General features: G+C 68.1%; 11 protein-coding genes. 3 read left to right on the forward strand and 8 right to left on the reverse strand.

The annotated features are described in order from the left end of the window. Positions 1–84 precede the first annotated feature (84 nt). The 5 genes from KVP70_RS16485 to KVP70_RS16505 all read right to left on the reverse strand — a co-directional run bounded on the left by KVP70_RS16485 (position 85) and on the right by KVP70_RS16505 (position 7693). Positions 85–1206, reverse strand: a complete 1122-nt coding sequence (locus KVP70_RS16485; protein ID WP_217943300.1) for a hypothetical protein — start codon at positions 1204–1206, stop codon at positions 85–87. A gap of 7 nt (positions 1207–1213) precedes the next feature. Continuing rightward, on the reverse strand, positions 1214–2293 hold the full coding sequence (locus KVP70_RS16490; RefSeq protein WP_217943301.1) for a hypothetical protein: 1080 nt from the start codon (positions 2291–2293) through the stop codon (positions 1214–1216). Positions 2294–2296: 3 nt separating this feature from the next. Continuing rightward, positions 2297–2884, reverse strand: a complete 588-nt coding sequence (locus KVP70_RS16495) for a hypothetical protein (protein ID WP_307730280.1) — start codon at positions 2882–2884, stop codon at positions 2297–2299. A gap of 11 nt (positions 2885–2895) precedes the next feature. Further along, on the reverse strand, positions 2896–4224 hold the full coding sequence (locus KVP70_RS16500; protein ID WP_217943303.1) for a hypothetical protein: 1329 nt from the start codon (positions 4222–4224) through the stop codon (positions 2896–2898). A gap of 100 nt (positions 4225–4324) precedes the next feature. Continuing rightward, on the reverse strand, positions 4325–7693 hold the full coding sequence (locus tag KVP70_RS16505; RefSeq protein ID WP_217943304.1) for a penicillin-binding transpeptidase domain-containing protein: 3369 nt from the start codon (positions 7691–7693) through the stop codon (positions 4325–4327). A 213-nt stretch (positions 7694–7906) separates the two neighbouring features. Here KVP70_RS16505 and KVP70_RS16510 point away from each other — a divergent pair, with 213 nt between their 5' ends. The 3 genes from KVP70_RS16510 to KVP70_RS16525 all read left to right on the forward strand — a co-directional run bounded on the left by KVP70_RS16510 (position 7907) and on the right by KVP70_RS16525 (position 9863). Then, a complete protein-coding gene (locus KVP70_RS16510; RefSeq protein ID WP_217943305.1) occupies positions 7907–8164 on the forward strand; it encodes a hypothetical protein in 258 nt (85 codons plus the stop codon). 251 nt (positions 8165–8415) lie between these two features. After that, positions 8416–9165: a thrombospondin type 3 repeat-containing protein gene (locus KVP70_RS35665; protein WP_416053869.1), complete on the forward strand. Its 750-nt coding sequence runs from the start codon at positions 8416–8418 to the stop codon at positions 9163–9165. Continuing rightward, entirely contained in the window at positions 9165–9863 is a 699-nt protein-coding gene (locus tag KVP70_RS16525; RefSeq protein ID WP_217943306.1) for a ribonuclease HI family protein, read from the forward strand. Before KVP70_RS35665 ends, KVP70_RS16525 begins: the two co-directional genes overlap by 1 nt. Here the strand turns inward: KVP70_RS16525 and KVP70_RS16530 are convergent. From KVP70_RS16530 to KVP70_RS16540, 3 genes are all read right to left on the reverse strand, one after another. After that, complete coding sequence (locus tag KVP70_RS16530; RefSeq protein WP_217943307.1) at positions 9860–11491, reverse strand: methyl-accepting chemotaxis protein; 1632 nt, start codon at positions 11489–11491, stop codon at positions 9860–9862. The two genes, KVP70_RS16525 and KVP70_RS16530, sit on opposite strands and share 4 nt — an antisense overlap. Then, positions 11491–11985 (reverse strand): chemotaxis protein CheW, encoded by a 495-nt coding sequence (locus tag KVP70_RS16535; RefSeq protein ID WP_217943308.1) that lies wholly within the window; start codon positions 11983–11985, stop codon positions 11491–11493. Before KVP70_RS16535 ends, KVP70_RS16530 begins: the two co-directional genes overlap by 1 nt. A gap of 94 nt (positions 11986–12079) precedes the next feature. Next, positions 12080–12391: a hypothetical protein gene (locus KVP70_RS16540; protein WP_217943309.1), complete on the reverse strand. Its 312-nt coding sequence runs from the start codon at positions 12389–12391 to the stop codon at positions 12080–12082. Positions 12392–12517: the final 126 nt, after the last annotated feature.

The following is a 12517-nucleotide window of genomic DNA, read 5'->3' on the forward strand; positions in this document are numbered from 1 at the left end:
GATTCGTCTTCCGGGCCGCCCTGCCATCTGCCGATTTTAGCAGGGCACGCCCATTTTTCATTTTGCGCACGATGCTGTGCCGTTTCAAATCATGCCGATCCGGTCGATACAGGCCAGGCTGGCGCCCTTTTGACGCAGTTCGACCGCAAACCCGGCCGACAGTTCATCCTGCCATGCCTTGGGCAGCAGCACCCGGTCGCCCGCGGCCGCTTGCATAAGTATCAATTCCAGCTTGGGCTCGCGGCCTTCGACGGTGTCGACCCGGCCGGCATGCCAGGCGCTGGAGCAGCCGGTGGCGATGATGCGGCCGCGCGGCAGGAACTCCCGCCCGCGCGCGATTCGGTCGGCCATCACCAGCGCCAGCTGGTACGACCCGCCCTGGAAGCGCGGCTGGCTGAAACGCACCACGCTGCGCCAGCGGCCCAGGCCCTTGCCGTCGAAGTGACGGGCGGCGGCCAGCGTCTGGCGCACTTCCAGTTGGGCGCTCAGGTCCAGGCCTGGCGCGGCGATGGTGTCCTCCTCTGTCGTCGCCGCCGGATGGTGGGTGGCGCCAGCGGATACGCCCTCCGCTTCGGCGCCGCTTTCGATGGCGAAGACGCTGACCTCCACCCACGCCAGGCTGTCATTGACGCCGCCGCTGTGCAGCGGAAACCAGGCGCGCACGGTGGAGACGCCGGCCGAAGGATCGGCGTGGCCGCTTAGCGCGCCAAGATGGGTAATGTGCAGCGCGCGCGTCGGGCCGTCGCTGGCCACGCCGCCGGCGATGATGTCGTCGCCGGGGCCGAACTGCGGATGGTCCAGCGGCGCAGCGGCGGATGCGGCGCCCTGGACGCGGCCGAGCTGCCAGGCGTCCGACCAGCCCTGGGCGAACTGGCGGCCGAGCTGCGCACCTTGGAACAGGCCGCGCACCATGCGGTCCGCCAGTACTGCCGCCAGCTCCCAGTCGCGGTCTGCGGCGCCGGGCGTGACGTCCATGCTGAGGACGACCTGGTCGCGGCTGTCGAGCCGTATTTCAGTATGGCGGGCAAGGCGAACCACTTCCTGCATCCGCTCGGCGATGGCCGGAGCGCCGGCGACGCTGCATTTGACGTCGGCGCGGTTGGCGCGCGGGCGGCGGCTGGCGGTGATCGTCAGCACGCGGCCGTCGGCCAGTATGCTGCGGCATTCGGCGTTGGTCGGCACGGTGGCGGCGGATATCGTGGTCATAGCGTGGTCATAGCGATGGTTCCGTGCGGGGCGCATGCGGGGCGCGGCGGAAGGCCAGGCCGGTTTCCAGATTGGCGCAGATGCGGTCAGCCTCCTCCAATAGCGCCGGCCATTGCGCGTGGTCGGCGCGCTGGAAGCGGGCCAGCAGCGCCCAGGCTTCGTCCAGCGCTTGCGCGGCGACCAGGGTCTGGCCGGTGCGGCGGACCTGTTCCGCATACGCCAATGGCTGGTCCGGTGCGGCCCAGGCCAGCGACGGCATGGTGTTGACGTTCAGCGCGGCCATGCCGAGTCTTAACAACAGGGTCTGGTGCTGCTGGAAGATCAACGAGTCCTCCGGCAAAACGAGCAGGCGCAGGTCGCGGCTCAGTGCCGGAAGTTCAAGGAACAGGCGGCGCAGGCCGAATGCATCCTGCCAGGCGACCGGCGCTGTGACGGCGGAAGAAGCCATGGCGACGGGCGGCGGCGCCGGCGGCGTATCGGCAGCAGCTACAGTGGCAGCTACGGCGACAGCTTCGGCGGCGCGGGCCTTCAATACGGCGGCGTAGTCGACCTGGTCGCCCAAGTCGACCGGCACGCAGTCGTCCACCGTGACGCCGAAGCGTGTGTACAACAGCTGATTGAGGCCGGCGCGGAAGACGTGCCACTCGTCCAACGTGGTGCACGGCGGCAGGTCCAGTGCGCCCTGCGCCAGTTCCGCCTGCAGCGCCGCTTGCGCTGATGCGCGGAACAGCTCCAGCTCCAGCCGCTCCGCCATCTCGCTATACAAATACAAATCGAAGCGCTGCTGCGTCACGCGCGGATTGGCGACATCGACGACAAAGCGTAGCCGCAGCCCCCATTCCGGCGCCGCCGCGAACGGCGCCAGGTGCACCGTGTACGGCCCAGGATGAAAGCACAGCGCCAACTCACCCGCCTCGCAAGCTACCTTGCCCGCAGCCGCGCGGCGCGCATGGCCGCCGGCGTTGAAGACCACGACGGTGCTATGCGCCGGCGCAAAGTCCCCCGCATCGAGCCTCAGCGCGATCAGGTTGACTCCCAGTCCGTCGGTGTCGACGGCTGGCTTGCGGCGCCGGCTAAATATGCCCATGGTCTAAGGCGCCACCGGTTCGACGGCGAAACCTGCACCGTACATCTGGAAGTGATGTGCCGGCGCGGTGGCGAAAGGCCAGCCGCATTCGTATTCGCCATCCGCGTCCAGGCGGCCTTGCAGGACGATCGCTCCGCCGCCGTCGATCACGCGCACCATCACACGCTCGCGCAGCAGGCGCGCGGCAAACGGCGCCTCCGCCGACAGGCTCAGGATCACTTGCCAGCCCTCGCCTGCCGGCAGGAAGTGCAGCGTCCAGCAGCTGTCGTCGGTGACCAGCGATTCCAGCATCGCGGCGCTGGCGGCCGCGCGCAACATGCCGCTGCTGCCGCCCCACACCGGATCATTCGCGGCCTGCCGTACCTGCGACTGCGCAGCCGCGTGCCGCGCCAGCGACAAGTGACGGAAGCGCCGCAGCGTCAGCGGCGACGCCGACAAGGCCTGGCGTTCGCTCGGCGTCAGCGCACGGCTGCCGTCCAGCGCCGCCAGCAGCGTGGCGTCGGCCAGCATCAGGCGGTCGCCCGGCACGGCGCGCGCCAGCAGCGCGCGCTCTCGCAGCCGTGCGTCTTGCTCTTCTTGTGCTGATTTCAACTCGTTCTCCTTCATTTCGCCGATGCGGCGGTGACCGCGTGCAGCTTGTCGATCGCTTCGTTACGCCGCTTGCGCAGCGTCGGCATCGAAATCTGGTCCAGCGCCGCCAACTGCTGCAGGGTCGGCAACTCGCCGGTGGCAGGGTCCAGCCAGGCGTCGGGATAGGTATCGTCGGCGGCGCCCAGCAGTTTCTGGTACACGGCGAGGCGGATCGGCAGCGACTCGCCGCTTAAAACGCGCAAGGCCCAGCTGCCGGCTTGCTGCGCCGCCCGCGCCAATTCCAGATAGCGGGGGGGCAGGGAAAGCGTGCCCGCCAACGCCTGTTCGGCGGCCAGGTCGTGCGCCTTGAATTCGTCCGGAGGCCCGGCGCCGTCGTCGCCGCCCTCCTCCGCCGCATCGTCCCCCAGGCCGGAGTCTTCCTCGGCCACCGGCTCGGGCAGAATGCGATCGTCGTCCTTCGCCTCGTTTTGTTCGGCCTCACCCAGCACGCGCCAGTAGTCTTCCAGCCACAGCGCCGCTTCGCCGGCGTCGCCCTGCCAGTCGTCGGCGCGGTCCATATTGGCCGACAGCTCCTCATAGTCGCCGATTTCCGCCAGCATCGCGGCGATTTTCTCCGGGCTGTTTTTCAGGCTGGCGAATCGCTTGGATTTGGTGTGCAGCGGTCCCGGCGAGCCGGCGTAGCGCTCCTGCGACGCGCTCCAGCGGATGATCCACTCGGCCTTGCAGCCGCCGATGGACTTCATCTGCCGCACTTCGATCGGGCTGCCGTCCAGCGGGCGTCCCAGTATCTCGCCCACCTGCGCCGCATGCTGCCGCCAGTCCGCGAACAGGCCGGCGATCTCGCGGTAGGCGGTATCGAGCATGCGATAGGTGTAGATTTTGTTGGGCGAACAGTCGCGCCCCGTGGTGACGATGTAGTTGTCGGCGTCGACCTTGTCGCGCAGGCCGGCATACATATCGTTGACCTTCTTGCGCATCACGCCTTCGGCGGCGGCATCGAGCCAGAAGGCGCCGCTGCGGCCATGTTCGGCGGCGACGGCGGCGACGAACGCCAGCCAGAACGCAGGCTGCGCCTGCAACTCAAACATCAGGCTAAGCGACAGTTCATAGACGCTGTCGCCGTAGCTGTTGCCCTCGGCCTCGGCGCGCGCCGAACGGGCGCCCGCGCGCAGTGCTGCGGCGACCGCATCGGTATAGCTGTCGAGCAGCGTTGCGTGCCGCCCGTGGTCGAGCAGCTGGTGCATCTCAAGCCGGCGGAACGCCTGCAACGAGCAGTGTCCCAACAGCTTGCGCACTTGTTCCCAGCCGTGCTCCTGATACCGGGTTCCTGGCAAGCGCATACAGTCCTGTCAATAAGAGAAAAACGAAAATGAGCGCGCTATGGCGGACGCCTCGAAATCATGCCACAAAAGCCGCGATTTCATTATCCCGTTTACAAGCCTATTTCCCCTTCTGTTCGCGGTTCTGGGCCGCCAGCGTGGACAGCACCGCAGCCAGCACCGGCGCCGCATGCTCGCCGCCGGTGGCGTTGGAGTGGCTGACGAAGGCCGCCATCGCCAGCCGGTGCGTCTGGCCGGGCAAAGTGCCCGGTTCCAGCCAGCCGATGAACCAGACGGTGGCCGTGTCGTCGCCGGTGGGCGCGGTGCCGGTTTTGCCGTACAGGCCGGGACGCACGCCGGCCAGCGCGGCGGCGCCAAACGCACCGGCGCCGGTGCCGACATCGACCACGCCTTTCATGCCGGCCCGGATGCGGTCGAGGCGGATGCCGACCGGCTTCATCTCCGGCACGGTGCTGTCGGCGCCGCCCAGTGAAAGCAGCATGCGCGGCGCCACCACCTTGCCCTGCCCGACCGCCGCGGCGGCCAGCGCCATTTGCAGCGGCGTGACCTGCATGCGCAAGCCGATCGCCATCTGGCGCAGCTCGTGGCGGGTGTGCACAGGATCGATATGCGCCGGCGTCGCTTGCAACGCATCCCAGCTGCGCCAGTTGAAATCGGCCGGCAGCAGGCCGCCGTCCAGGCGCAGCGTTTGCTCGAAGCCCAGCCGGTGCGCGGCGGCGACGATGGGGCGCACCGCATCGAGCGCGTTGGCGTCCAGCGCCTGCAGGTCGGGGGCGCCGCCGTCGGCGCGGCCGAACAGGCTACGGTCGCTCAATTCGCTGGACCAGGCGAACCAGGTATTGAGGCTGTAGGTCAGCGCCTGCGCCAGTCCCAGGCGGCCTTCCTGCGCACGGCGGTCCAGGCTTTGCTCGTGGTAGTTGGTGATGTGGGCCAGGCGCGGATTGAGCGGGTAGCTGGCGGCGTCGGTCTGGAAGCCGAAGCCGCGCTGCTGCGCCAGGCGGTTGATGGCGGGCAGCGGCATGCCGGCCAGCAGCGCGTCGATCTGCGGATCGTTCTGCGCGGCCAGCTCCAGGCCCAGCGCGCTGATCACCTTGAACGTCGAGCCGGGACTTTGGTGGGCGCCGCCGTCGTGCTGCAGGGCCGGCAGGCGCAGCGGGCTGCGCGCGGGGCTGGTGCGGTCGAAGTCGCGCACCTCGGCCCAGTTGGCGGCGCCGACTTCGCCCGCGCCGGCGCCGGCGGCGGCCAGCACGTCCCCGGTTTCGGTATCGAGGATGACCAGGCCGGCGTGGCGGCCTTCCGCCGCTGCCTGGCCGCCGCTGCAGGTCTTGCCGTCCCAGCGGCCGCGATGCATGCCGATGCAGTCCAACACGCGCTGGCTCAGGGCCTGCAGGGGCAGGTCCAGCGTGAGCCGCGCGCCGACCGCCGCGCCGGATGCGCGCGAGACCGTGGCGGCCGATACCGGCAGGCGGGCCAGCATACCGGCCACGCTGTTGGCCTGGTCGCCGCTCACGCCCAGCAGCGGCGCGAGACCGGCCTCGATGGCGGGCTGCGTCGGCGCGCCGTCGGCCCAGAGCAGCGTGCCGTTGCGGTCTTCCAGCTGCACCGGCGACGGCGCGGCCGGCCGTGGCAGGCCGGGAGCGGCGTCTCCAGCCACTGGCGACAGCGCCTGCCATACCAGGCGGCCGCCGGCGACGCGCAGGTGGCGGTATTTTTGATCTTCCGGCGCGCTGAAATCGAGCGGTTGCGCCGTCAGCTGCACGTTGTGCGCGCCCGCTTGCAAGGTCAGCGTGAGCTGCTGGACATCCGTGCCACCGGCACAGGCGCGGCCGGTGCAGGCGGGCGCCAGCTGCGCGCTGGCGCCGACGGTACCGGTGACACGGCCTGCCAGCAGTACCTGCATCACTTCACCGCCAACCGCGGCGCGCGGCAGTGCGAGGTTGAGCCGCACGACAGGGCGAGCGCCCTGTCCTTCAACGGCCTGCGGCCAGCGCGCCACGCGGGTCCACGGCTGCCATCCCTGCGGCAGCGATGCGAACAGGCGCGAAGCGGCGACCGGCATCTGGCTGGTGGTGGCCACCATCGCCGGCGCGCTGCCGGACGCGGAGTCGCCGCCGGTGCTGGCGCTCCAGTCCAGCACCATGCCCGCCGGCGCCTTGACGCGCCAGGCCAGCAGGCGACGTTCGCTGTTGTAGATGTCGATCTGCTGGCGGACGTAGGCGCCGTCGGCCTGGTAGTACAGGCGCTTGAACAGTTTGTGCGTGGCGGCGCCGGGTTGGACCTGCTTCCAGTTGTTCAATTCGGCGGCCCGTTCGGCGGCGCCTGCGGCCTGCCATTGCGGCAGGTCGCGCGGCGCCAGTTCGATGGTGCCGGCGGCGTTCAACCGCAACAGGCCCCGGTCTTGCAGCTCGTTGAACAGCGACTGGTCCTCCAGCGCCACTGGCGCGGCGGCCGGCACTTGATACGCGCCCGGCGCAAGGCTGGTGCTGACCGCCCTGCCGCGCGCGGGAAAGGCGACCACCAGCGCGCTGGCCGGCACGCTGGCGTCAGCCGCGTCGCGCGGCGCCAGTCGATACATCTGGACCACCAGTTCACCGGCCCGCGGACACATGGCGTTGGCGCGCCGTTCGATGCGCAGCGCCGAGGCGGGGCCCCACAACAGCCAGCCCTGCTGGCGCAGCGCCACCTGGCCGCTGGCGCCCTGCTCGACCTGGCCGAAACTGGCGTCGCTGATCCAGCGCGCGCCGGCCTGCGCGCTGCGCCAGCTCAGTTGCAACGGCTCGCTGAGCGGATCGGTGAAATCCGCGCGGGCAGTGCCTTCGATCTGGATTTCCGGGACCGCGCCGGCGCCGGCGCCGGCGCCGGCGCTGCTGTCGGCCACCAGCAGTACGTTGCGCAGCGAGATCTGGACGTTCGATTCTTCATTGCGCTTGACCCAGCGCTTGACGTCGTCAAAGCGGTAGCCGAGCCGCAGCGGCAGCAGGCGCGCGTCGGTGGGGCTGCGCATCTGGCTGCACAGGTCCACGCGCACCGCCGGAGCGGCTTGCATGCCGGACGCCACCAACAAGGCGCCGCCGGGTTGGATGCTGGTGCTCAGGCCCGCCTGCACGGGCACGGTGAAGGCGGCACCGGGCAGCACGGATTGATAGGCATAGGCGGCGCGCACGCTGTTGACTGCCTGCGGCGTGCTGACCGTCGCGGCGGCCAGGTGGCGCGCATGGCCGGCGATCAGCGCGCCGCCGCCCGCCACCACACACACGCCGACAACCGCGATCCACATGGCGCGCTGCCGCCCGAGCGCCTGCGCGCCATCCGCCGCCCCGCTTGCCACCGACTTGGCCCCGGTGCGCGCCGTCGGCACCAGCCGCATCGATGGTCGGCCGCGCGCGCCGGCGCGCAGGTTGGCCTGCCGGCGCCGCGCGCGGCGGCGCTCGGCCCAGGCTTGCAGGATGGTGGTGATGAATCGCGGCATAAGCCCCTCGCGCTGGTGGACGGTATCTGCCCAGCCTTAGCGGAGGGACGGCGAAAACGCGCAGTCCGTGGTCGAAAAGCTATCGCCTGGTCGCGCCTATCTGCATTTCGGGACGCAAAAAGCGCGGCTCGTCGCAATCCCGTGGCGGCTGGACGGGCCTTTGCATAAAGTGAGCACATCGAAACACACTTTTAACCACCGAAAGGAAGCAAAATGAACGTCCTGAAAAACTTCGAAGCCCTGTTTGTCGTGACCCTGGGCCTGGCCTGCGCCGCCAACTACGTACTCGACGACACCACCGCAGCCCCGGCACCGGTCCAAGCCAGCTACAACGCGCCGGCCGCCGCCAAGGACATGCAGGTGATCGTCGTCAGCGCCAAACGCCTGACCGCCGAACAGAAAAAACAGTCGCTGATCGACGAGAGCAAATCCGTGCTGGCCGCAGACACCACCGCAGCGAGCAAAATTTGAAGGCCCGTAATCCCTTCGCCTGTACGCGCCACCGAAACGCCGCGTAACAGGCGAAGCCTTTAGCGGACTCGCTCCGTTCCCTCCTTATCCGTCAACACCCTCCCCGCCGTAGTCCCTTCCGTGCGCCACCGCACACACCACCACAGCTTTGTGTCAGATGTAAAAAGTTGCATCATCGGGAGTCATCCCTGGCGCTGCTTGCTATAGTTCGTTCAAGCGTTGCACCAAAACGCGCAAACGGAGAACACATCATGATCAAACGCTCGCACACCATTTACGCTGCCGCCATGCTCGCGTTGAGCGCAGCAGCATTCGCTCCAGCCATCGCGTCCGCGCAAGTCGGCGTCAGCGTCGTGATCGGCAATGCGCCGCCGCCTCCGCGTTTTGAAAGCCTGCCGGCGCCGCGCCACGGCTATGTCTGGGCGCCCGGCTATTGGAACTGGGACGGCTATCGCCACGTGTGGCTGGCCGGCCGCTGGGAACAGGAACGCAGCGGCGCGCAGTATCGCCGCGCCGAATGGATACGCGACGGCGGCAACTGGCGCCTCGATCCGGGCGGCTGGGTCACCGTCGGCACGGCCCCGGTGCAGGTTGACTATGTGACCGTTGCGCCGCCGCCGCCACGCTATGAAAGGCTTCCGCCGCCGCGTTATGGCTACATCTGGGCGCCGGGCTACTGGGATTGGCGCGGCCACCGCCATGAATGGATAGGCGGCAGCTGGGTCGCCGAGCGTCCGGGCTACATCTATGCCCAACCGCGCTGGGTGGAACGCGATGGCCGCTGGCTGCGCGAGGAAGCGCGCTGGGATCGCGGTCCGAACGGCGACCGCGATCATGACGGCATCCCGAACCGCTACGACCGTCACGACAACCGCAACTACGGTCACGGCCGCGGCGACAAGGACCACGACGGTGTACCGAACCGCTACGACCACGATCGCGATGGCGACGGCGTACCGAACCGCCAGGACCGTCATCCAGACAACCCGCGCCGCGATTGATGAACGACGCTGATTTCGAAGTATTGGCCACGGCCGCCTACAAGGGCGAGCGCGTGGCCGCTCGTCGTCTGGCGGCGCGTTCACAGGTGAGCGAGGCGCAGGCCTTGCATCAGGTGCTGACGCAGGTGGCGGGCGTGCGGGGTTTGGCGCCGCTGCTGGCCGAACGCGGGGCCTTGCGCCTGCGCGACCACGAACTGCGCTCGGCAAAGTTGGCGGAGAAGGCGCGGCAATTGGAACAGCGCGCGGCGCGCATGCGCCCGGCCACCGATGGCTGGCGTGGATGGTTCGACGGTTCGGCGCATCCCAATCCGGGACAGATCGGCATCGGCGCGCTGCTGTGCGGGCCGGACGGCGAGCGGGTGGAAATCAGCCGCCGCGCCGGATATGGCAACAGCGGCGAGGCGGAATACCTGGCGCTGACGGCCTTGCTGGAGGCGGCCGTCAGCCTGGGCGCGGCCGGGCTGGTGGTGCATGGCGACAGCCAGGTGGTGGTCAACGATGTGAATCTGAGTGCGCAGGCGGTGGCCGCCGGCCGTGGCGCCAAGGGACTGGAAGAACATCGCCAGCGCGTGCTGGAGTTGATGGCGCCGCTGGGAGCGGTGAACCTGCGCTGGGTGCCGCGCCACCGCAACGGCGACGCGGACCGCCTGTCGCAACAGGCGATCGACAGATCGCCCGGCGACAGTAGCGATAATTAAGCGCGGCTGGTCAGGCGCAGTGCCGGGCGCGCTGCGGACGCGCGCGCAGCCGTGCCGCGCGGACGCGAGGACGACGCCGAACCATCCACCTTGAACACGCTGACCGCCTGCGCCAGCGCCGCCGCCTGCTGCTGCATCGATTCCGCCGCGGCGGCGGCCTGTTCGACCAGTGCCGCGTTCTGCTGCGTCACGCCATCCATCGCGCCGATGGCCTGATACACCTCGTTGATGCCGGCGCTCTGCTCGGTGCTGGCCGCCGTGATCTCGGTGATGATGTCGCTGACCCGATGCACGCTGCTGACAATTTCATCCATCGTCAGGCCGGCGTCGGCCACCAGCTTGCTGCCCTGGTTGACCTTGTCGACCGAATCGCCGATCAGCGTCTTGATTTCCTTGGCCGCCGACGCCGAGCGCTGCGCCAGGTTGCGCACCTCCGTCGCCACGACCGCGAAACCGCGTCCCTGTTCGCCGGCGCGCGCCGCTTCCACGGCGGCGTTCAGCGCCAGGATATTGGTCTGGAAGGCGATGCCGTCGATGACCGCGATGATGTCGACGATCTTGCGCGAGGACTGGTTGATCGAATCCATCGTGTCCACCACCTGCGACACCACCATGCCGCCCTTGACCGCCACCTGCGCCGCCGATGCCGCCAGCTGGTTGGCCTGGCGCGCGTTGTCGGCGTTGTGCTTGACGGTCGACGTCAGTTCTTCCATCGACGATGCGGTTTCCTCCAGCGCGCCGGCCTGCTGCTCGGTGCGGCGCGACAGGTCCTGGTTGCCCGCCGCGATCTCGCTCGACGAGGTGGTGATATGGTCGGTGCCGCTGCGTACCTCGGTGACGATGCCCAGCAGACTGGCGTTCATCTCCTTCAACGCCGACAACAGCTGGCCGGTTTCATCGCGGGCGCTGTCGTCGATATGGCCGGTCAGGTCGCCGCCGGCGACGCGGCGCGCAGCCGTCACCGCCACTTGCAACGGACCGGTGATGCCGGTGGTCAGCAGCCACGAACTGACGGCGCCGAAGGCCAGCACCAGCACCGCCAGCAGGTACAGCAGATTGCGGCTGCTGGCCGCCACCTCGTCGATATGGACGGCGGTGGCGTCGATTTTCGCGCGCTGCATTTTCAGCAGTTCCTGCATCAGCGCCTGGTAGCTGGTGGAACCGGGACGGAACACGTTGGCGAAGACCTTCTCGGCTTCTTCCAGTTCGCCGGCGCCTTTGAGCTTGGCCACCTGGTCGCGCGACGACAGGTAGATCTTGCGCTGTTCGCCGATGCGGCCGAACAATTCCTTCTCGTCGGCGTCGACGATCAGGGCTTCCACCTTCTTTTGGTATTCCGCCGAGATGGCCGACGAGGCCTTCGATTCTTCGGCGAAGAAGGCGCCCAGCGACGGATCGCTGCTGCGGGCGATGGCGGTGGTGCGGCGGATAGCGCTATCAATCTTGCTTGACCAGTCGGAGATCATGCGCTCCTTGGCCAGCGGCACCTGCATCATCTCGCGCGTGGCCGTGGCCACGCCCTGCAGGCGCCAGACGCTGATCGCGGTGATCAGCATGGCGAACGCCAGGATGATGCCAAAGCCCAGCGCCAGGCGCTTGCCGATGTTGATATTGGCCAGCATCGTCATCACGCCGCCAGCGCGGTGGTTTCGACCAGACCCATATCGGCGCTGGACATCAGCTTGTCGATATCGATCAGGATCAGCATGCGCTCGTCGAGCGTGCCCAGGCCGACGATGTGGTCGGTGTTGATGGCCGAGCCGATTTCCGGCGCCGGCTTGACTTGTTCCGGCATCAGCGTGGTGACGTCGGAGACGCGGTCCACCACCATGCCGACCACACGGTGGCCGATGTTGAGGATGATGACGACGGTGAACTGGTCGTACGACGGCGTGCCCAGGTTGAACTTGATGCGCATGTCGACGATCGGCACGATCAGGCCGCGCAGATTGACCACGCCCTTGACGAAATCGGGGGCGTTGGCGATGCGGGTCGGGGTTTCGTAGCTGCGGATCTCGGCGACTTTTTGGATGTCAATGCCGTACTCTTCCTGGCCCAGGGTGAAGGCCAAATACTCGCCGGCGGGGGTCGTTGCGTGCAGTTCGCTTACATTACCAGACATGGGGGTTTCCTTCATTGCTAAAGTGACTGGCAGCAATGTTACCTTAAGTCAAGTAAAGACGCAGCAAATAAATGCATCAAGGAAACAAATAAGCCTAGCGCAACTTCCACCTGGGTTTTTCCACCAGTTGGGAGGCCGGCGCGGGCAAGGCGCGCAGCACGGTGATGGCGACGGCGCGCGGATTCGGCGCCTGGGGTTCCGGCTTGGCGGGCTCGGCATCCGCGGCGGCGCGCCGGGCCGACCACGAGGTGGCGCTGGCGGCCGCGTTCGGGCGCGCGCCGGCCGGGCGGAAGTCCTCCCCCTTGAGCTGGAAATGGGGCGCCACGGTCGGCGTGTCGTCCAGCGCCAGCGCGCCGCCGCAGACCAGGGCCAACAAGATTGGTGCAAGCGCCAGGAAGTTACGCATCAAAGTGCCTGTCATTATCAAATATAATTGTATTTTATACAATCTCGTCGTACTTGGCAAGCAAACAATTATTGATCGCCGCCCGCATACCCTGCACAAGGGCTGAATCAGGCTGTATGATCTGAA

Source organism: Duganella violaceipulchra (genome assembly GCF_019166075.1).
GTDB lineage: Bacteria > Pseudomonadota > Gammaproteobacteria > Burkholderiales > Burkholderiaceae_D > Rugamonas > Rugamonas violaceipulchra.